General features: G+C 57.1%; 8 protein-coding genes. 6 read left to right on the plus strand and 2 right to left on the minus strand.

The window, feature by feature from the left end; genetic code table 11:
* Positions 1-171 precede the first annotated feature (171 nt).
* From MJ923_RS16430 to MJ923_RS16455, 6 genes are all read left to right on the plus strand, one after another.
* Entirely contained in the window at positions 172-12,165 is an 11,994-nt protein-coding gene (locus MJ923_RS16430; RefSeq protein ID WP_240592004.1) for a T1SS-143 repeat domain-containing protein, read from the plus strand.
* Positions 12,162-14,264, plus strand: a complete 2,103-nt coding sequence (locus tag MJ923_RS16435) for a type I secretion system permease/ATPase (RefSeq protein ID WP_240592005.1) — start codon at positions 12,162-12,164, stop codon at positions 14,262-14,264. The genes MJ923_RS16430 and MJ923_RS16435 overlap by 4 nt, the downstream gene beginning before the upstream one ends.
* A complete protein-coding gene (locus MJ923_RS16440; protein ID WP_240592006.1) occupies positions 14,261-15,550 on the plus strand; it encodes an HlyD family type I secretion periplasmic adaptor subunit in 1,290 nt (429 codons plus the stop codon). The genes MJ923_RS16435 and MJ923_RS16440 overlap by 4 nt, the downstream gene beginning before the upstream one ends.
* Positions 15,551-15,562: 12 nt before the next feature.
* Positions 15,563-16,858 (plus strand): TolC family outer membrane protein, encoded by a 1,296-nt coding sequence (locus MJ923_RS16445; RefSeq protein WP_240592007.1) that lies wholly within the window; start codon positions 15,563-15,565, stop codon positions 16,856-16,858.
* A gap of 1 nt (position 16,859) precedes the next feature.
* Complete coding sequence (locus tag MJ923_RS16450) at positions 16,860-17,471, plus strand: OmpA family protein (RefSeq protein WP_240592008.1); 612 nt, start codon at positions 16,860-16,862, stop codon at positions 17,469-17,471.
* A 156-nt stretch (positions 17,472-17,627) separates the two neighbouring features.
* Positions 17,628-18,164, plus strand: a complete 537-nt coding sequence (locus MJ923_RS16455) for a thioredoxin family protein (RefSeq protein ID WP_240592009.1) — start codon at positions 17,628-17,630, stop codon at positions 18,162-18,164.
* A gap of 70 nt (positions 18,165-18,234) precedes the next feature.
* Here the strand turns inward: MJ923_RS16455 and MJ923_RS16460 are convergent, their stop codons facing one another.
* Positions 18,235-21,240, minus strand: a complete 3,006-nt coding sequence (locus MJ923_RS16460) for a TonB-dependent receptor (RefSeq protein ID WP_240592010.1) — start codon at positions 21,238-21,240, stop codon at positions 18,235-18,237.
* A 573-nt stretch (positions 21,241-21,813) separates the two neighbouring features.
* Positions 21,814-22,737 (minus strand): Ppx/GppA phosphatase family protein, encoded by a 924-nt coding sequence (locus MJ923_RS16465; protein ID WP_240592011.1) that lies wholly within the window; start codon positions 22,735-22,737, stop codon positions 21,814-21,816.

A 22,737-nucleotide genomic window follows, 5' to 3' on the forward strand; every position in this document is an offset into this window, starting at 1 on the left:
CCAAAGGTATGAAAACCGCAATTTCCGAAGCCACCCAATGGGTGGCTTTATTGTATTCCGCCATAAAACACAGGATGATACAAAGTTAGGCCAAGTGTTTGCTTTTAGTGCTTATATCAACAAAAGCCGCCACACTTGAACCGTAAAATGTGATGCAGTAAGGACACAGGCATGGCAGATTTCGCGCGCGCGGATGTACTCTTTTTTGTTCAGGTTGGCTCCAGAGTCTGGGCGGTGAGCCGTCAGGGTGAATGGCGTGAACTCGAACCGCCCTTCGATGTAGCCGAGCTGGAACAGCAAGCCGGCCTGGTGGTACTGGATGCCGATGCCTTGCAATATTCTGCAAACGGCATCGCTATGGTGGTTATCAATGACACCCCACTGGCGGTGCCCTCCGACTTGGTGACCGCCCTTAAAGCACTGCCTGCCGTACCCGCCAGCCCCGATGGCACCTCAGACTCCCTTGCTGCCATGCCAGGCCAACCTTCCCAGGACGCAAGCTCAGATCCCGATCAGCAGGGGGTCAACTTCGGCTTTAACCTTTACCGCCAACAACACGAGAAAGTCGTCCCACGCTCTGGTTTTACTACCGAAGGCGACAGCCTCGGCGACGCAGAGACAAACAATGAGCATCAGGGCGACAACAATCCGCTGCTGCCGCTGGTGCTTGGTATTCAGATTGAAGATGGCGGCGATAACTTCCTGAATCAGGCTGAAATTGGCTCTGTCACCATCAGCGGCGATGCCATTAATGGTCGCGACGGCGACACTTTACTGCTGGAAATCATCGACAGTGCCGGCAACCGCCTGAGCTTTACCGTCACCATCCAAAATGAGCGCTGGTCCATCGAGGGGCTGGACTTGTCCGCCCTCGCCGAAGGTCCGCTGACCGCGACTATCTCAGCACCCGACTACCCGGGCCAGGTTGAAAACGCCAGCGACGACACCATCAAAGACACCCTCGCCAGCATCAGCATTGAGGTCGATACCGGTGAAGATGAATACCTCGACCGCGCCGAGCAAACCGCCGTCGATATTTTCGGTACCGTCGAGAACATTCAGGATGGCCAAACGGTTTGGCTGACAGTAACCGATGAAGCAGGCAACAGCTTAAGCTTTGAAACCACAGTCGTGGACGGACAGTGGCGGATTGAAGACGCCGACCTTTCCTCCCTCAGCAATGGCGAGCTTAAGTTTCAGGCACAATCCCAGGATGTGGCCGGTAACCCGGCCGATGCCCAAACCCAGGCGCCAAAAGACAGCAACGCCCGCATTTTTGTGTGGTTTGCCGATGCCGACCAGGTGATAAACGCCGCCGAACAAGGCGCCGTCGATATCCGGGGTCTGGTGCTGAACGTTGAAAACGGTCAGCCAATTCTGGTCACATTGAGCGATGGTCAGGGCAACACCAAAACCCTGGTTACCCTGGTTGAGGGCAACTTCTGGCAGATTGACGATGTGGATCTCACCGGTTTTGCCGATGGCCAGTTGTTTGTCAATGCCGACACCCTGGATGTGGCAGGCAATACCGCCCATGGCCAAAATCAGATTGCGGTGGATTTGATTGCCAAACTCACCATCGATGTTATCACCGGCAGTGATGAAGTGATTAACGGCATCGAGAGCCGCGCCACCGATATTCGCGGCACAGCCACCGATATCGAAGATGGCCAACAGGTGCTGGTCACAGTCACCGACGCCAATGGCACTCAGCTTAGCTTCACCACCATGGTCACAGCCGGGCAGTGGCAGCTGGATGATGTTGACCTCACAGCACTTGCCGATGGCCAGCTCGACTTCAGCGCCTCGGCGGTGGATGTGGCAGGCAATCCCGCTAGCGCCGCCACCAGCCATTGGATGGATACCAAAATCAGCATCAGCATTGATGTTGAAACCGGCGAAGATGAATATATCGACCGCGCCGAACAAACCGCTGTGGATATGTCCGGCAGTGTCAGCAACATTGAAGATGGCCAGCAAGTTACCATCCAGATCACCGACAAAAATGGCACCAATCTGAGTTTTACCACTACAGTGGTGGGCGGCAGCTGGCAGCTCGACGATGTGGATTTATCCTCCCTTGCCAACGGCGAGCTGACCTTCACGGCCAGCGCGACCGACGTCGCAGGCAACCAGGCCTCGGCCAGTGTGGTTCATGAAAAGGACATCAACGCGCGGATTTTTGTGTGGGTTGCCGACAACGACCATGTGATTAACGCCGCCGAACAGAGCTCAGTCACGGTACGCGGCGTGGTCCTCAACGTCGAAAACGGCCAGCCCATTACAGTTACCCTGAGTGATGGCATGGGCAAAAGCCTGACCCTTACTACAGTGGTGAATGGCAACCTCTGGACCATCCCGGATCTGGATTTAACCGGCTTTGCCGATGGCATGCTCTATGTCACGGCCGATGTCAGCGATGTGGCTGGCAACCCGACTCACGCCGAGAACAGCATTCCAGTGGATTTGTATGCCGGGGTGCAAATCGATATCAATGCCGGCAGCGACGATGTCATCAATGCCCTCGAAAGCAAGACAACGGATATCTTCGGCAATGTGTCGGATATTGAAGACGGCCGCGCTGTTACAGTAACAGTCACCGATAAAAACGGCGTCAGCCTGACATTCAGCGCAGTGGTCAGCGGCGGCGCTTATCTGGTTGATGATGCGGATATTTCTGCCCTTGCCGATGGCGAGCTAACCTTCACTGCAACAGTAACCGATGCTGCCGGCAATCCGGCTACCGCCAGCACCAGCAATATCAAAGACAGCATCGCCCTTATCAGCATAGATGTGAAAACCGGGCTGGATGATTACATCGACCGCGCCGAGCAAACGGCGGTGGATATCGCGGGCACAGTCACCAACATCGAAGATGGCCAGACAGTCACCCTGACCATTACCGATAAAAATGGCAGCAGCTTAAGCTTCACCACCACAGTGGTGGCCGGTGCCTGGCAAGTGAACGATGTGGATTTATCCTCCCTTGCCAATGGCGAGCTCAGCTTCAGCGCCAGCGCGGCGGATGTTGCCGGCAATCCGGCCGAGGCGAACGTGGTGCATGAAAAAGACACCAGCGCACGGATTTTCGTCTGGGTCGCCGATAACAACCATGTGATCAATGCCGCCGAACAAAGCTCAGTTACTGTGCGCGGCGTGGTGCTGAATGTCGAAAATGGCCAGACCATCACTGTCACCCTGAGTGATGGCGCAGGCAAGAGCATGACACTGACCACAGTGGTCAGCGGCAACCTCTGGAGCATCCCCGACCTCGATTTAACCGGCTTTGCCGATGGCATGCTCTATGTCACAGCCGATGTCACCGATGTCGCAGGTAATCCCGACCACGCGGAAAACAGCATTCCGGTGGATTTGTACGCCAGCATCACCATCGACGTGGCCGCTGGCATTGATAATGTGATTAACGGCCGCGAGGCAGGCGTTACCGATATTTTCGGCACTGTTACTGATATCGAAGATGGCCGCACAGTGACGGTCACAGTCACTGATAAAAACGGCGCCACCCTCACCTTCACAGCCCTTGTCAGCAGCGGCGAGTATCGTATTGAAGATGCCGATATCAGCGCCCTCGCCGACGGCACCCTCACCTTTCACGCCAGCGCCACCGATCAGGCCGGAAACCCGGCGACAGCGGCCACCAGCAATGTGAAGGACTCGCTGGCGAGCATCAGCATTCAGATTTTCGATGGCGGCGATGAGCTTATCAGTCAGGATGAAGTGCGCGCCATTTCTGTCGGCGGCACCGCCAGCAATATAGAACCCGGCAAGGGGCTGCTGGTGCTGCTGGTCGACAGTCAGGGCCACAGATACCTTACCAGCACCCAGGTTCAGGCCGACGGCAGTTGGCGTATCGATGGACTGGATCTGAATGCCCTGGATTTTGCCGAAGGAGAGGTCAGCGCCTGGGTGGCCAGCGCCGACAATGCAGGCAATATCGGCTGGGCCAAAGACACCAGCCTTATCGATACCCAAATCAGCATCGATATAGACACTGGTGAAGGCTATGGCGGCTCGCAGCTGATTTTCGGCATGGAAGATGAGCTCAAAGGCACCACCACTGGGGTGGAAGTCGGGCAAACCGTGACCCTGACTATCTCTGACGGCAAGGAAACCCGCACCTTTACTACCATGGTTCAGGCCGATGGCAGCTGGCAGTTCAGCGGTCTCGATGTAGCCGGTATGGATAAGCGCGCGCCCTGGATGGTGGATGTCACTGTGTCCGATCTGGCCGGTAACAGTGCAGCCGATGCCTTACCAACTCTGTATCAGCCAAGGGATGTTACCCTGTATGAAGCCGGCTTGATCCTGTTCAATTCCCTCGCTACCGAGTTAAGTTATCAAATTCCCGACGGTGCGCTCAGTATCAGCCTTAATCAGCTTTACCTCGAAGGTATCACGTCACTGGGGCAGAACTTGCTGGTCACAGTGGCCGCCGACGGCATGAGCCTAACTGCCAGCCGCGCAGGTGATGGCGAACTGGTGTTCAGCGCAGTATTGACCGGCGATACACTCAAGGTGCAACTCTTTGAGCCGCTTGATCAAACTGGCCGCGCTGCCACCCTGTTTATTCAGCTTGAAGCGCTGCAAAACGATGCCGATGGCACCTTTGAAACCATCTTCACTTACGCCATCGTCAATGTGCTGGATGCGCCAGAGCTGACCCTGCCGGACTTTTACCTTACCGAAGAGCTGCAAGATGTGAGTGGTTCGGTGTTTGCCAACGACTTCAGCCTGGAAGGTCTGACCCTGGTTGCCATTGAGATAGAAGGCACCCGCTACAATGTGCAGCCCGGCACACCGCTTGTGGTTGCCACCCGCTTTGGTGAACTGACCATCGACAGCAAGGGCGTATGGCACCTTCAAACCGCTGGGGACTTGGACAATCAGGTTCAACAAGTGCTCGACTTCCGTTACTTCGCAGTAGACTCCGACGGTTCCAAGTCCAGCTCCTCTGCCTACATTGTTATCAGCGACGGTTCAGCGGCCAATATTGGCCAGTACCGCGACACCCTCACTGAACCCAAGGTCGATACTGACTTACTCGAAAGCCGCGACTTTGTCATAGTGGCAAGCTCAGATGCCTTGGTGGCCGACTCGCTGGTATTCAACCCGCTCACGCCTTTTGAACTGGAAGCCCTTGGGCTCAAGAGCGAAGGGGTGGCGCTGAGCTATAGCCTGTCGTCCGATGGCAAGCTACTTACCGCCACCGCTGGCTCCGAGGTGGCATTTACCCTCACACTGTCCGCCACTCAAAGTGGACGGGATCTTAAAGCCAGCGTGCTGATGGACTTAAAGCTGCCACTGGATCATCCATCGTCCGACATCCTCAGCCTCAGGCTGAAGCTCGATGCCAGCGACACCGATGGCAGCCCCGCCACTGGCGGCAATATCACCATCGATTTGCTGGATGGCGCAAACCCCGAACTCATCAACAACAGCTTTCTGCAATTTGATGAAAACGATTTAATCGGCACTCCGCTGGTGCAACAGGGCAGCGTTGACATTATCGCAGGCAGCGACAGCATAAAAAGCCTCACCTTCGATGATATTCGCAAGATGCCCAGGCTCACCGCCGGGCTGGAGCCGATGCAATTTACTGTGTCGGCCGATGGCACCCTGCTGACCGCCCACACCGGCGACCTAACCAAGCCTGTGTTTGAAATTCGCTTGCTTGGGGGCTGGAACAGCGGCAGCGACACCCTGGGGCACCCCTATGAAATCACGCTCTACCGCGCCTTCGATCAGAACGGCGGCCAGATTTCAGTGCCTGTAGTACTGAAAGACTATGATGGTGACAGCAGCAAGGTACTGATTAATTTTGAGGTAAATGATGGCAGCCCAGGGGCGGCCACCAATGTAACCCTCGATGTGTATGAGTTGCCAAACAGCAGCAGCGACCTCAACAAAGATACCGCCAGCATCGAGGTTACCGCCAGTCGCGACCCAATAGTCGACGTTCGCTTCGATGTCAGCCCCGGCCCCATGACCGATAAGGACGGCAATCCTCTGACCCAAAATGGCGATGCGCTGAGCTGGAGCCTGAAAGATGATGGCGCAGTGCTCGAAGGGCGCAATAGCAAAGGAGAATTGGTACTGAGCGTCACCCTGCCCAAGGACATCCTTATAGACGCCGGCAGCAATAGCAACATCGCCATCAGTGCCAAACTCTATGGCCCCATCGATCAGCTTCAGGGCGACGGCACTGTGAATGCATTGAGTTTGCCCATCCAGTTCGTCGACTCGGACGGCAGCGTGGCCAGCAGCACTGTCAGCCTGACCATCCACGACGGCCTGGCCGCCATCATTGACGGCCCACTGAACCTTGCCCTGAACGAGCAGGATGTGCCTAAGGATGGCAGCCTGACCGTAAGCGGCAACTTTGCAATTGACTCAGGCAGTGACAGTGTAGAAGCCCTGATACTGGCGGACGGCTTTAGCTTCAGCGGTTACAGCAGTCAGGGCAAGGCGATTACCCTGGCCTCCAGCGTGGATGCCAACGGCTGGTACCTTGCTACCCGCAGCGATGGTAAAGAAGTGTTCCGCCTTAAGCTGGATGCCGATGGCACAGTCACCTTCAAGCAGAGCCTGCCGCTGGATCATCCGGATCCAAACGGTGCAGACGTGCTGGATTTAACCTTCTCGGTTCAGGCGGTCGATGCCGATAAAGATAAATCTGCGCCACAGACGTTGACAGTGTCGGTGACCGATGCCATTCCCACCGCCGTGGATAAAACCATGTCGTTCTTTGAAACGGACGACTCTTTGCAACTGGATTTATTCAACCTGAACCAGACCGGCCGGGATAATGGCACGCTGCAATCCTTTACCTACAAGGGAGTGAACTATAACCCGGGCGATACCGTGGCGCTGCTGACCGATACCGGCGTGCGCTACGGCACCCTCACAATTGCCGCCAATGGCATGGCCACTGTCACACCTGAGCCCTTCGTATATTCAAGCTCGCTGTTCAGCGAAGATATCAGCTTTACCATAGTTGACAGCGATGGCGATACCGACACGGGCATCCTGACCCTCAACGCCAAAGACTCCGACGGCAAGGTAGTGGTGCTGGATCCTGTATTCCACGAAGATACCGAAGGTCGTCTGGAAATTGTTGCTTACCCCGGCGATAAGGATGAAAACGAGCAGATTGTCAGTATCAAACTCGATAGCGCCTCCCTCGCCGGGGGTAGCCTGTTTATCGATGGGATCCAGATTTTCCCCACTGCTGGCGAGTTTATCTTCAGCGGCGGCGACCTGCTGGTCGACCCCATAACCGGCACAGCAACCATCCGCGGTGCCCTGACCTACTTGCCAGCGGACGACCTGTCCGATGCCACCGATAAGGTTAACTTGCTGGTTACTGTAGTGATTGACCGTAACGGTGCGCTATCGGATGTGGTGACCGAGTTGCCGTTGAGTATTATCTCGGTGGCCGATACCCCTGAGTGGACTCAAAGCAGTGAGTTCAGCTACAGCCTGCTGGAAGATGCTGGCACCATAGCACTGAATCTTGCCGCCAGCTCCAAAGATGAAACAGGTGCAGACGCCCAGGGCTCTGAAACCCTGAGCTACCTTATCAGCAACATCAGCGAAGGTCTGACGCTCACGTCGGGCGGCAAAACCATCACTGATGGCATGATTATTACTCCTGCCGAGCTGGCAAATCTGCAGGCCACAGCGGCCGATAATATTGCCGGTAAGCTGACCTTTGATATCATCCCCACCAGCACTGAAAGCGATAACGGCGATGCCGTCACTGGCGCGCTGAAAACCGTGGAGCTGGACATCACCCCAGTGGCCGACAAAACCAGCCTCGAAACCCGTGATATCAGCAGCCAGGAAGATAAGCCCATCGCCCTTGGCGATATCGTCAGTGGCAGCTTAAGCGACAGCTCTGAAACTCTGGGATTCGAGTTTACCCTGCCGGAAGGCTGGAGTATCAGTGCGCCCACGGCCGTGCAGGTCAGTGCCACCATGTGGATGGTGAGCGGAGCCGACGTGCTGGCCAATAACGCCTTTTTAATTCCCAAAGAGGATGTCAGCTCAGCCACCTTTGGCACTTTCAGTATCAGTGTCAGGAGCTTTTCGATTGAGAATAGCCAGGATGGGATTCCGCCCATTAATGACACCCTCAACCCCAACCCAAATTACAGCGATCCCCAGAGTCTGACCATCAAGCTCAGAGGGGTGGCCAACGATGCGCCCACCATAGATGCCGACCCGGCACGTTGGACCATGGATGAAACCAGCAGCACTATCAGCAACCTCGCCACGCTGGCGGAAGATGTGCCCATCAAGCTCGACTTCCTGCTGAAAACCTCGGACGACGATGGCTCTGAAACCCTGGATTTAACCCTCACGGGCCTGCCTGAGGGCGCCAAATTGCTGGATGCCTCGGGGGTTCAGGTCAATCTGCCGGTGGTCGACTTTGTTGGCGGTCAGCCGGTGTACAGTGTGTCGGCGGCTCAGCTGGCGACCCTGAGCCTGCTGCCCATCACCGATTTCAGTGGCGACATCAGGCTCACCCTCAATGCCCAGAGCACCGAGAAAGACGGTGACAGCGAAACCTTTGAATTGACAGTGGCACTCAAGGTATCGCCGGTTATCGATGAAACCGCCTCCAATTTGCAAACCACCACGGAAGGGCTTGAGAATCGCCCCACAGTAATCGACTTCCGCCCCTTCCTCGATGCTGACAACGACGGCAGTGAGGCAATTACCGGCGCCATAGTGATGCCCAATTCCTTGGGAGTGGGTCTGCTGTTTGATGGCCGGCCAATCAATATTCCTGCCGAAGGCCTGGACCTGTCGACCCTGACCGACTCATCCAGCCCCACTCTGGAGCAGTTGATTGCGTCCGGTCGTCTTGCGGTATTGCCACCCCAGGATGCCGATGGCGAGTTTACGCTGCCGGTGCGCTATCAAATCACCGACACATCGGAAAATGGCGAAACCGTCAGCAGTTGGATAGATACCGCGGTGCGGCTTATCGTGGATGCCCAGGTCAACCTCACCACCGAAATCAAGGCGACTGAGCCCTCGTTAACCAGCAGCGATGGTGCAGCGCTGGATATCACAGGTCAGGTGAAGTTTTTCGAAGCCGACATTGATGGTTCAGAACGGCTCGACTATGTCGAAATTGTGCTGCCCAGTGGCGATGGCTGGTTTGTAGAGCACCCCCTTGGCGCCATTCATGACGGCAACGGCCGCTGGCTTATCAAGGTGCCGGGCGTCACATCCGATACAGTACGCGAGTGGGATCTGGATATCCTGAAAGATGTGAAAATCCATCACGATACCCCAATCACTGACGCTCTGGTTACCGTCAACGCCCGGGTACTCGACCGCGACGATGGCGAAATCATCTCCACAGAATTCAAGGTGACCTTTGAGCAGGGCACGGGTGTCAGTTTGGCAACCGAGGTTGGCGACTTGCAGCTCACAGTGGCAGATGCCATCGAAGATGAGGCCATCAGCTTTGCCGGACATTTGAACCCCAATATCACCACCGACAGCAACGATGTGGTGAGTTTCCGCATTCTGGCAGGCGATCTGCCCGAGGGCGGTTACTTCACCGGTGCCGACGTTGAAACCGTGTATAACAGCACAGGTAAAGCCGTGGTGGAGTGGGTATTTACCACAGCCTCTCTTGGCAATCTCACCCTGCATGGCATCAATGAGCATTTCGCCGGCGATTTATCGATTCCAATTCGGATAATTGCCACCGACTCCGAAAGCGGCGACACCAAGATTGATGACAGCCAGACTCTGGAAGCCCAGATCCAGCCAAGGGCCGATGGCGCCTTCTTCAACATCACCAATGCCACCATGGAAGAAGATACACCGGTGCCGCTGGGGATAAAACTGAATCTAATTGACAAGGATCTTCTACCCGAAACCGGCGGCAGCGAAACCATGATATTCGGTGATCCCAGCCAGCCTATCGAGCTTAGACTGCTCAATGGCGGAGCCCTGGCAGATGATTCCGGCCTGTTCCAGTTAAAAGCTGGCACCACAGATACCTGGCTGTTTACCGGCAGCAGTATCGCCGAACTCAACAGCGCCCTAACTAACCTCAGATTTGTGCCGCCGCTGCACCTGTCCGGGGTTTTCTCCATAGAATTCAATGCGATTGCTATCGACACCGCACTGGTTGGCGGCAGTCTGGTAACAGATACCACGCCTGTCTCTGCCACCCTGAACATAGTGGTCACCCCAGTGACAGATGCATCAAACCTGCCAGGCACCACGGTAGAAATTCTCGGTGACGAAGACAGCTTAATAAGCCTCGCAGGACTGGACACTGCAGGTTCAGGCTTGATTGACCAGGACGGCTCAGAGGTCATTTATCTTACAGTGTCCGGCGTGCCTGCAGGCGCAGTGCTCTACTATCAGGACAGCGGTGGTAATCTTATCCAACTGCCCAATACAGGCCACGATGGCGGTAGCTTTAATGGCAAACCCACTTATGCCTGGTCAGTTGAGCCCTCCCAAATAGGCGGCCTGGTATTGCTGCCACCGGAAAACTTCAGTGGCGATATTCCTCTGAAAGTGGGCACTGTTACCTGGGAGCAAGGCACCAACGATTATGTCAGCAATGGCACCGACGTCATTGTGGGCGTGCGGCCCATCGCCGATGGCATTCAGATTATTGTGCCGCCCCAAACCGATTACAGCGGCGAAGAAGACGAAGTCATTGAGGTTAGCTTCAAGGCCGAAACCCTGGATTTAACCGGTCAGGAACAGGTGAGAGTTACAGTGATTGTTACCTCCTCGGGCTCCCTCGAGGGACTCGAAGGGGTCACGATTGCGGGCAGCTTTGTGTCATTTACCGAGTCTGGCGGTGTTTACAGCGCCACGGTTGAGGTGGCAGCTACAGCAGTCAATGGTCTGCTTCTTCACCCGGGGCCGCTGGCATTTGGCACACTCAGCGCCGAGGTGAGGCTCGAGAGCATCGACAGCAACACAGTGCTGGGAACCGACATCACCGACATCAGTGCCGCTGAGGTGCTGAATTTTGATATAGAGCTGACCCCTGAGGTCGACCCTCCCGTGTGGACCGCCGTCGCGGATGTAACCGCCAACCCCGCCAATGTGTTGCTGGGACTGGGGCTTAGCCTGCAAAATCCCGCTCCCGGCGAAACCGGCAAGCTCGAAATCACGGGTCTGCCTGCGGGTATGACGCTGGAGGGCGCCACCCAGTCCGGCGACAAGTGGATTGCCGACATCAATGATGTCGCCAGCCTCAAAGTGATCGGCGCCAGTGATGGCGACAGCTTTATCCTGACCCTCAAGCCCAGCGCCAGCCTGAGCGGCGAAACGGCCAAGGGTACCACTGAAACCATTAGTGTCACTGTCGACAATAGCGCCCCCCTGATGGCGCCTGTTATGACGTCATCCTTCAGCGCCTTTGCAGACGGCGGCTTTACCGATGGCAGTTTTGACGATGCCTTCTATTGGGGCGCCGACAATCTGGAAACACGCCTTGACCCCATGCTGTGGCGCGGCAACGAATGGCTGTTGCAACCTCGATTTGTGCTGGCAGATAACAGCAACCCAGTGACTATCCAGCCGGCCGTGGCGGATGAACCAACGCCCATCAAGGTCACTCAGCCAACTCTGTATCGCTATCTTGGTTCCCAGTGGAGCACTGAGCTGGATGATAACAAGGGCGCAGCCGGGGATGAGGGTACGCTTATCAGCCTGGATGGCGGCGACAGAATGCCGCAGGTTCTGGAGCCTGACAGCCCCATGATAAAGCCCTGGCTGGACCTGCATTTGGACGAAAATATCAATGAGTTAGATGCTGCAGTAACGGCGCCTTTGATACCTCAAATCCAAACCGCCAACTTCACAACCCCGACAGTGCTGACCGAGTTGCAAGACCTTGGAGACATAAGCCTGACTGACAGCCTGCGGTTGAAGCTCCCTCATCCTGAACCCGTACCTGAGCCGGATCCCGACTATCTGGCGTCGCTGTCGAGCCTTATCCAGCAGAGCATAGATAAGGGCAACAGCTCTGAGGGCGGCTTTATTGCCGGCATGGACACAGGTACTGATATCGTCAGCGGCGCACTGGATGGCACCGAACAACTCACCCGGCTTATGGAAGAGCAGCAACTGACAGGACAACACCGATGAGCGCTGACTTCCACCACAGCCGAGCCTTTATCAGCCAATGCTGCGCCGCCATGGGGATGACTCCTCCGGCGGGGCAACTGGCTGAACTCATGGCCGGGTTGACGCCCGAGACGCTGGAAGAGATTCTCGGGCGTTTTCAGCTGGGCGCTTCGCTGCAAAGACTGCCTCCGGCGGACATAGCGCTGCCCGCCATCCTCTTTGTAGATGGTGCCCCCTGGCTCGCCAGACGCAGAAGCAAAGAAGGCCTGCTGCTGGAATCCCCCGATGGTGAGCAGCGCCAGCTTGCCCACAGTGAGTGGCAAACCACCTGCGAGGGTCGCAGCTGGTATTTGCAGGCCCGGGAACTTGCCGACTACCGCGCCACCGAGCATCAGCAAAGCCGCCCGCGCCATTATCTGGCCGAAGCCTTCGATGAGATGCGCCCCTTTCTCAAAAGCTTTTTGCTGGCCTCCTTTGCCGCCAACCTGCTGGCGCTGGTGACGCCGCTCTTTACCATGAACGTGTACGACCGGGTGGTGCCCAATCAGGCCACAGATACCCTGTGGGTGCTGGCAAGTGGCGTGTGCGTGGCCATGCTGTTCGATTTTTTGCTGCGTCAATCCAGAGCGCGACTGGCCGATGTGGCGGGCAAACATGTGGATCAACAGGTTTCCGCCAAGCTGTTCGACCGCTTACTGGGCATGCGGCTCGAGCACAGACCCGCTTCTGCGGGTGCCTTTGCCAAGCAGCTACAGGAGTTTGATTCAATTCGGGATTTCCTTACCAGCGCCACCTTGGTTGCGCTGGTCGACCTGCCCTTTACCGTGCTGTTTCTGGCGCTGATGGCCTGGCTCGGTGGCTGGATGGTGATGGTGCCCGTGCTTGCCATGCTGTGCCTGATTGGCATGAGCCTTATTCTCGAGCGGCGCATTGCTGCGGCGGTGGAAAAGTCAGGCCAGCTGTCTACCCAAAAGCAGGCGCATCTCATTGAAACCCTGAACCTGCTGCCGGAAATCAAACAGGCCGGAGCCCAGCACAAGGCCCAGCGCCTGTGGGATGCCAATATCCGCGAGCTGGCCGACTGGCAGAATGAGTCGCGCATCGCCTCCAACACCCTGAGCCACCTGGTGGCGGCCAGCCAGCAGTTGGTGACTGTGGGGTTGGTAGTCACAGGGGTGTATCAGATTTATGCGGGCAACATCAGCATGGGCGCTCTGATTGCCATGGTGATGCTCAGTGGCCGCGCCGCGTCCGCCATTAATCAAATCGCAATTTTGCTGCTCAAATACCGTCAGACCCGCGCTGCCATGACCGCCGTGGAGTCCATCCTCGCCCTGCCCCAGGAGACCCGCGCTCAGAGCCTCAATGCCGGAAAACTGGGATTCGATGGCTCGGTGGCACTGCGAAACGCCAGTTTCAGCTACCCCGACCAACCCATGCCCGCTTTCAGCGACATCAACTTAAGCATTCAGCCGGGTGAGCGAATCGGCCTGTTTGGCGCTGCAGGCGCAGGCAAGTCGAGCCTGCTGTCTGTCCTCGCCGCTCAATATCAGCCCTCCAGCGGCCAGTTGTTTTATCACGGCCTCGAGGCCTCCCAGTGGTCCCAGGACTATCTGCGCCGCCACATCGGCTGGGTCGGCCAGCAGCCGCTGCTGAGCTATGGCACCGTGCTGGACAACCTGCTGCTGGGGCTAACCGAGGTGGACGAGCAAAAGCTTGCCCGTGTGCTGGTGACCAGTGGTATAGACAAGCTTCTCGATCGCATGGGCGCTGGACTTTCTACTCAGGTGGGGGAATTTGGCCGCCAGCTCTCCGGCGGTCAGCGCCAGGCTATTTTGCTTGGCCGGGCCCTGCTTCGTGAGCCTAAGTTACTGCTGCTCGATGAGCCCACCAGCGCCCTGGATGAGCGGGCCGAGAATCAAATTATCGCCAGCCTCAAGGCACTGGAGCGGGACGTGACCCTGGTGATTGCCTCCCACCAGCCCAAGGTGCTGGCCATGTGCGACCGAGTGCTCATCATAGATAAGGGCCGGATTGTGGCCGAGCAGCGCCCATCCGAGCTGCAACCGGGCAAACGCCTCAAGTCAGTGAGTGTTACCCGCAGGGAGGCCGAGCAATGAGCCTGCACCTGAGACACCTGGAGGCGGCGCAGCGCGCCAATCAGATTATCTATTTGGTCATAGGCCTGATTGCGGCCTGCCTGGTGTGGGCCTCCTTCGCCACGCTGGAAGAAGTAGTAGTGGGCCAGGGCCAGGTGGTGCCATCCCTCAAGGTGCATCGAATTCAGAGCCTCGATGGCGGCCTGCTCAAGACCATGCATGTGACCGATGGTCAGCGGGTGAAGGCCGGTGAGCCGCTGCTGGAGCTTGATAGCCTGAGATTCGCTTCGGCCGTGGATGAAGCCAGGGTCTCCAGCGAGGCACTGAGTCTGCTTATCCGCCGCCTCAATGCCGAGATAGCCTCGGTGACGCTGTCCTCCGCTGACAACTGGCAGGAGCGCATCAGCCTCGAGCCTGCCCGGGCACAGCTGGATCCGCGCAGCCTCACCATCTTCAACGCCAGACTGTCGCAACTGGCCGCCCAGCTGGAACAGGCCAGCGAGTCGGTACGCCAGAAGCTGCAGGCCCGGGAAGAAGCTGGTATCCGTGAGAGCGCCGAGCGGCGCAGCCTCAAGCTGGCCGAGCAGGAGCTGGCCATGACCCGGGATGCAGTGAATGAAGGTGCCGTGGCCGAGCTTGAGCTGATTAAACTTGAGCGCGACACCATCCGCCTGCGCGGTGAGCTGTCGGCCACCCAGAGCAGCCTGGTGCAGCTCGATGCCGCAGTGAAAGAAGCCATAGCACAGCGCCGCACCCTGGCGCTGGACTTTATCAACCGCGCCGAGGCCGAGCGCCACGAAGCCCAGAACAAGCTCGATGGCCTGACCGAGAATATGAAGGCGCTGGCGGATAGGCTGCAACGCACCCGCATCGAGGCGCCCATCGATGGCAGCATCAACAATATCGCCATTCGCACCCCCGGCAGTGTGATTGAACCCGGCCAGACCATTATGGAGCTGGTGCCCAGCAACGGCGCCCTGATTGTCGAGAGCCGCATCGATCCCAAGGACATCGCCTTTGTACACCCGGGGCTCGCCGCCACGGTCAAGTTCAGCGCCTATGATTTTGTGATTTACGGCGGCCTCAAAGGCGAAGTCGTTTATGTCAGCCCGGATGCGCACCACCTGGACGATGGCACCACCTATTTTGAGGCCCATATCCGCACCGACAGCGGCGATTTGAGCGGCCGCCCCATTATTCCGGGGATGCAAACCACAACAGATATACAAACTGGCAGTAAAACCGTTTTGGACTATTGGCTTAAACCCGTATTGCGGGCCAAGGCCAATGCCCTGCGTGAACCATAAGGTAAGGACACTATGCGTAAACTCCTGATACTTCCCCTGCTGGCACTGACGGTGCCCGCTCAGGCACTGACGCTGGAGCAGTCAGTGGCCGAAGCCATCAACAAGCATCCGCGAATACTGGAAAAATATGCCGGTTTCGAAGCCGCCGTGCGCGAAAAGCGGGCCGCCCGTGGCAATTATCTGCCTCAGGTGGATCTCTACGGCGCCGCCGGTTATGAATACGTGCGCTATAACAACGGCAAACAGGTCGATTCCGAACTGGACCGCACCGAAGTCGGCCTCAAGGTGACGCAGCTGCTGTTTGATGGCTTTCGCACCCCCAACGAAGTCGACCGGCTGCAGTTCGAGCAGGAGGCCGAGCAGTTCGGGCTGCTGTCGCTGGCGGAAAACTTAAGCCTGGAGGTAGCCGAGGTCTATCTGCAACTGGCCCGCATTAATCAGGTGGTCCAACTTTCCGAACAGAATGTGAAAGAACATCAGGAAATTCAGCGCAATATCGAGTCGCGCCAGGGCCGGGGTTTGTCGAGCGACTCGGATGTAGCTCAGGTTCGTGCCCGGGTTGCCACCGCGCAGTCGGCGTATCTTGCCGCCCGCAACGAACAGATGGATTTGGAAGCCCGCTATTTCGATCTGGTGGGGCAAATGCCACGGGATCTTATCGATCCGCGCCCTGACTTCGAGTATGTGCCGCAAAACCTCGGCGACGCCCTGCGCCTGGCGGTAGAGAAGCACCCTGAAATCGATGCCGCCGGTAAGGATTTGGCGGCGGCCAACTCCCAGTACGAGCGCGATAAGAGCAGCTTCCTGCCCAAACTGTCGCTGGAGTTGCAGGCCAATCGCAACGACAACATGGGGGGGATTGCCGGTCCCGACGAAGATGCCCGCGCCATGCTGGTGCTGTCTTACAACCTGTTTAACGGCGGCAGCGATGTCGACCGCGCCGAGGCTGCCAGCTGGCGGGTTCAGCAGGCATTGTCTATTCGCAAACAAACCGAATTGCAGGTGATTGAAGCCACCCGTCTTGCCTGGAACGCTTACAGCTTTGTCGGCGAGCAGCGCTCGTTTTACCGTGAAAACGTGGATCAGGCCGTGAAGGCAGAGCAAGGTTATCAGCGCCAGTTTGAGCTGGGCCGCCGTTCGCTGCTGGATGTACTGGATGCCAAGGTGGAGGTGTTCCTCGCCCGTAAAAATTACCTCGACGCCCACTACAAGTATCAGGGCGCGGCCTACCGGCTTATCAACGCCACCGGCAGCCTGATGGAGTCATTCAGGGTCGATACCCCCGAGAGCTGGACCGAGGAGAAATAACATGAAAAAGCCAAGCACACTCGCCCTGCCAGCACTGATGTCCCTGCTTATCCTCGGTGGCTGCGCCATCGAGCCCGGCAATGGTTTTGAGCCCCAGCCCCAAACCCGCGCCCTGAGCGACATAGACCACGATGGGGTTATCGATGCCCGCGACAAGTGCGAAACCACCCCCACCGGCGCCAGCATCAGCAATAGCGGCTGTGAAACCACCACCGCCAGCACCCGCAAGGTCAACCGGGTCATCATGTTCGGTTACGATCAAGATACCCTGCCCGACGGCGAACGGGCCGAACTGATTGCTCTGATGCGCAAACTCGGTGACAAACAGGGCGCCGAACTGGTGCTGATTGGCGACACCAGCCCAGAGGGCTCTGAGTCATACAATCATGCGCTGGCGCAGCGGCGCAGCGAGTATCTTAAAGCCATGGCGCTGGAAGCAGGTCTGTCAGCTGCTCAGCTGAAGGAAGAGGTGTATTTCGAGCGCAATCAAATCCCCAACGAGCTGCAGGGACGCGACCATCGCCTTATCGCCGTGGCGCGCTGGCAAGAAGCCGGGGTAGACATGGACTGGACCATTTTCACTTCGGACAAGGCGCCAAAAGTTAAGCGTTGATACCGCTCCTATCCCTTTGTCGCCCTTCATTTGGCGACAAAGGGTGATCCAGCCCAAAGGCTGGCATCTGCAAACTTCCTTTGTGCTCACAGCCATGGTTGGATAATCACATGACGCGAGGCGATACCGCTTCCCCTTCGCTTGTGAGGAAACATGATGCACAATAACGTCAAAGCTTTATTGGCCACCACCGCCCTCTTTTTTGCCGCGCCTTCAATGGCCGACTCTGGCTGTGGTTTCGAGAACAAATCCGGTGGCGTATTTGCCACCTGCAGCGAGGAGAAGCAGGAAGTGATCCTGACCGGCATCGTTGAGGCCCAGCGCCTCGTGACTGAATTACCCGAATTTACCGAAGGTTATAAAACCTACGAGGTGGATACCGCCGCCCTTGCACCCATCAAAGCCGTGACCGAGCCCACCGAAATCGTGGTGATCATCGGCACCTGGTGCCCGGACTGCCACCGCGAAACGCCGCGCTTTATCCGCATTATGGAAGAAGTGAGCAACCCCAATATCAAGGTCACTTACATTGGCGTAGACCGCGCCAAAGCCGACCCTGATGGCCTTGCTGCAAAGTATGAGTTCAAGCGCATCCCCACCTTTATCGTGCTGCAAAAAGGTGAGGAAATCGGCCGTATCGTCGAGCGTCCCACAGAGTCGCTGGAAAAAGACCTGGCGAACATTCTGAAGTAAGTCTCAAGCACAAAAAGGCCGGCAATTGCCGGCCTTTTTGTGTCCTGGGTTCCAAAGCCTTAAAGGGCTATCAGAACTCGTAACGGGCAATCAACGACATGTAACGCGCTTCCTGACGGCCGGTCACCATGCCGTAGTCCGGGTTCAGCTCCAGGCCCGAGGCGGTATCGGCATAGCGGGTACGCTCTTCCCACACCGAGGTGGCGCTGTCGGCGTTGAGCAGATTGTACACAGTGCCCTTGAGCATCAGGTCGCCACCAAACAGCTCGGTGTTGTAGGTCAGCGACAGATCCACATTGGTCACCCAAGGCAGATTACCGGCGCTGCCGCGGGGTGATGGATTGCCGTTTTCATCGTAGTGCGACACATGGTCGTAGTAACGGCTGATACAGTCTTCCCATGGGCTGCCTGCGGCGCAGCTGTCAACGCCCTGCGGGTGCTGGGAGAAGTAGCTCTGCGGACGGCCCGAGGTTGTGCGGGCCACCAGACCCAGCACCAGATTATCGGTGATGTTGTAGGCGCCACTTACCTTAAACGCATGGCGGTGATCGTTTGGCAGGTCACCGTAGCCGTGGTCCATCAGGTCAGCATAGTCGTATGAGGTCGTCCAACCCGGATCGGCCTGATCGTTGTCGGTCTTCACCAGGCCTTCGGTATTACCGTAGCTGTGTGACCAGGTGTAAGAGCTGTTGATGGTCAGGTCGTCATTCACACGGCCATCCAGAGTCAGCTCCACCGCCAGATACTTACGCTTGGCTTCGGGCAGTTGCAGCTCATCCTGAGTAAGAGTGACATTGTCCACCTGTCCATCACCATCGAAGTCGTAGGACATGGTGATGTCTTCACCCGGGTTATTAAGCACGTAGTAAGAGCCCTGACCCACGTTGTCGGCAATGCCGAGCTCCGCCAGCTTCTTCGCCAGCACTGGGCCCACGTCTGTGTCTTCTACGCTGCGGCCAAGGTCTCGGTAGATAAAGCGCACGCCGCCGCTCATGGTATCGAACAGCTCCTGCTGATAGCCCAGCGTAAACTCATCGCTGTACATTGGTTTAAGACTGCTTGAGGCAATCAGCCCCGGCTCAGTAATACCGCGCTGACGCCAGTAGCGGTCACGCAGCATATCGCCGCGGCTTGGCGAACCATCAGGCAAGAGCACAGGCGCACCTGAGCCATCCACCTGATCGAGCGCAAAATACTCAAACCACTCGATGGAGGAAGAGCCCTGGGTGATGTTCATATTGGCCGACACCGGCTGGAAGTAACGGCCATAAGTGGCGTACACCTTGGCGCTGCCGTCGCCGTGCAGATCGTAGATGGCCTGCAGACGCGGGGCGATTTGGTTGTCGATGGACACATAGGCGCGACCATCGGAAACCGTGTTTTCAAAGCCGCTGTAACGAAGGCCGAGATTCAGCACCAACTGGTCGGTCACCTGCCAGGAATCGTTGGCATAAAACGCCAGCGAGGTGATTTCTGAGTCGGTATAGCGGGTGCGCACGCGGCGCTCAATATAGTCTTCACCGGCGGCAGCGCCAGAAACACTGTTGTTACCGGCGGTCTTCACGCCCCACCAGCCCTGGGCATCGCCAATGCCGTTCTGGGCCGAAGTGTAGTCCACCAGCACCCGGGTGTAATCCACACCGAATTGCAGTGAGTGATTGTCCAGATCCCAGTTAAAGTCCACCCGAGCCTGATCGCGGATAAACTCCTGTTCAGACACCGACGAATTGGTGTGCTGGCTGAGGGTGGTGCTGGTGCGATAGTCGTATACCGATGGATTGGTGGATGCCACCACGTTATCGATATTTTCAGAAGTACGACCCACCACAGCCGACACCGAGAAGCTGTCGGTGAAGTAACCGTTGTAGTTCAGGCTGTAAACCTTACCGCCATCGCGGCCGGGAGCGTTTTCACCAATCTGGTCGCCCACCTCGTTGGTGTGCCAGTCGTAGGCGAAGGTGCCTGTATCCCAGGTGCGCTCGTTGCTCATGGCCGACAGGCCAATGGAGTGATCTTCCGAGATGTACCAGTCAAGCTTGGCAAACCAGCGGTCTTCTTCACGCTCTCTGTGACCTGCTGTGGTTTGTCCGGCCCAGTCGCTGTCATCGCGGCGGGGGTTGAACAAACCGTAGTAGAACAACTTGTCCTGAATGATGGCGCCGCTGGCCCACAATTGCAGCTCACGGAAATCGTAGCCATCCTGCATGGTGTTGGAGGAAATATTGCCGGCACTGTCGAAAATCGAGTCGTGATTGGCGCGCAGGCTGTCCGGCTCCCAACGTATCTGGGTTCCGAACTTGAATTCATTGTCACCGGACTTGGACACGGCGTTGACGATACCGCCCATGGCGCCACCAAACTCGGGGCTGACACCACCGGTCATGACCTGGGTTTGACTGATGGCTTCCCACGGCAGGTTAATGGAACCCAGACCGGTGCGGATGCTGGTAACGTTCATCCCGTTGAAGTAATAGCCGTTTTCGGCAGATGATGCACCGCCAAAGCTGGAAGCACCACGGAACGACGAGCCACCTGGCGCGGCCGTACCCGGAGCCAGCAGGGCAATGCTTTCAAAGCCCGAGTTCACCGGCATCTGGTTTAAGTCTTCCTGGGTGAAGGTGACACCCGACGTGGAAGATGCCATATCGACCCTACGGATCATGCTGCCAGTAACGGCCAGACGCTCCATGGAGGTATCACCTGCGCCATACAGCTGACCGTCGAGGATCAGCGCCTGACCCACTTCCACCCGCACATCGGACTCTTTGGAGTCGCTGTAGCCGTCTTTGTGGATTTCAATGTCGTACTCGCCCACAGGCACGTTACGCAGCAGGTACTCGCCCTTCTCGTTGGTCGATACTGTGTACACCAAGCCTTTGGTCTTGTGTCTTAAAGTGATGGTTGCGCCGCCAAGGCCAGCACCTTCGGCGCTGATAACCTGACCCTTAACGATACTGGAGCCATCTACTGCCATCGCGGGTGATGACAGCATCAAGGCCGCGCCTACGGCCGCAGCGGCCAGGGTCTTGCGGGCAGAAAAGACGCTCTTTGGCGTCTGATATCTTGTTTGGTACATGAGGTTTTCCTTCTTCCCTTTGCCTGAAATGATTCTCGGCCCCTGTCCTTCTGGTGGGCAGTCTGCGGTCGAAAACGCAAAAAACCTTAACACCATTTACATAATGTATACAATCTATTTTATTTGATCTATTTCATGCACTTGTAAGCGCAAGTAACAGGAGTCAGGTTTTCAATGGATTGGAAAAACCTGACCCCAATCAGCCTTGCAGGCGACCCGAGGTGGCTAATCTGCCCCCGAAACCATGTCGCAAGCCAATGTAAATAAAAGGTTATTTTTAAAGTGGCGCTAATAAGGGAAAGGCGATGGCGAATGCCATCAGCGGTTAACTGCCGGATTTCCGACCTTGACGGCGGATATAGGTAACGCGGGAAACGAAGGGATGGGATTGCTCCAAATTGGGGCGCATAGTATCGAGGGTGATACATAAGACTCAGCGCTGCGCATTCTATAGCTACAAAAAACGCCGCTATGCGGCGTGTTGGCTTAGTGGTCGATCAGGCGTCAGCACATGACCGGCAAAAGTGCAGATTGGTGCATGCTGCAAACGACCTTGTTGCGCCGGTTAGCCGGTTACTGAGCAGAGCCCAGTCGGCGGGAGAGCTCCAGCAGCACCCCTTCACGCAGGGCACCACCGGATAGTGCAAGGCTTTCCAGCCCCAGCAAACGGAACAATGCCAGCAGCACGGCAATACCGGCGGCAAAGGTCGGGGCGCGCTCGGGGCAAAGACCATTGATGCCATCGAGGCTGGCATCTTCGTGCAGCAGAATTTCGCCTTTGAGCCGCTCAAGTACATCCAGGGTAATCAGCTGTGACTCGCCGCGGTGTGCCAGCAGCTCCACCACCGACTGCACAGTGCCGGAGGCGCCCACCACAGTGTGCCAGCCAAGGCGCTTAAGCTCCGCTTCGGCAGGCCCGAGAATGCGATGCACTTCGGCCTCAGCGTCGTCAAAGTCGCGCTCTTGCAGCGGCAAATCGGTGAAGAACTGCTTTTTGAAGGTCACGCAGCCCATGGGCAGGCTGGTTTTGAACAACAGCTTGTCGCCGTCGCCGACAATAAACTCGGTGCTGGCACCGCCGATGTCGATGACCAAACGACGTCCATCACCTGCGGTGGTGGCAACCATGCCGCGATAAATCAACTCGGCCTCACGCATGCCACAGATAACGTCGATTGGCACCCCCAAAATGGGCAGGGCGCGGGATTTGAACTCGTCGGCATTGCCGATGGCACGCAGGGTGGCCGTTGCTACTACGGCCACATTCTCAATGGCAATATGATGCTTGGCCAGCATCTCTGCGAACATGCCAAGACACTCCAGACCGCGCTGCATCACCCCTTCACTGAGCATGCCATCACAGCCGATCCCTTCGGCAAGACGCACCTTGCGTTTGTATTTGGCCTCAACCCTGGGCTTTCCTGCCACTGTGGTGGCCACCAGCATGTTAAAGCTGTTGGAGCCCAGGGTGATTGCGGCGTATGCGGGTGTCTGCAT

The sequence above is a fragment of the Shewanella zhuhaiensis genome, from assembly GCF_022484835.1.
Classification (GTDB): domain Bacteria; phylum Pseudomonadota; class Gammaproteobacteria; order Enterobacterales; family Shewanellaceae; genus Shewanella; species Shewanella khirikhana.

Bases quoted from the DNA above. Each gene is read 5' to 3' on its own strand.
- MJ923_RS16430 (WP_240592004.1), top strand. From the start codon at position 172: ATGGCAGATTTCGCGCGCGCGGATGTACTCTTTTTTGTTCAGGTTGGC.
- MJ923_RS16435 (WP_240592005.1), top strand. From the start codon at position 12,162: ATGAGCGCTGACTTCCACCACAGCCGAGCCTTTATCAGCCAATGCTGC.
- MJ923_RS16440 (WP_240592006.1), top strand. From the start codon at position 14,261: ATGAGCCTGCACCTGAGACACCTGGAGGCGGCGCAGCGCGCCAATCAG.
- MJ923_RS16445 (WP_240592007.1), top strand. From the start codon at position 15,563: ATGCGTAAACTCCTGATACTTCCCCTGCTGGCACTGACGGTGCCCGCT.
- MJ923_RS16450 (WP_240592008.1), top strand. From the start codon at position 16,860: ATGAAAAAGCCAAGCACACTCGCCCTGCCAGCACTGATGTCCCTGCTT.
- MJ923_RS16455 (WP_240592009.1), top strand. From the start codon at position 17,628: ATGCACAATAACGTCAAAGCTTTATTGGCCACCACCGCCCTCTTTTTT.
- MJ923_RS16460 (WP_240592010.1), bottom strand. From the start codon at position 21,240: ATGTACCAAACAAGATATCAGACGCCAAAGAGCGTCTTTTCTGCCCGC.
- MJ923_RS16465 (WP_240592011.1), bottom strand. From the start codon at position 22,737: ATGCAGACACCCGCATACGCCGCAATCACCCTGGGCTCCAACAGCTTT.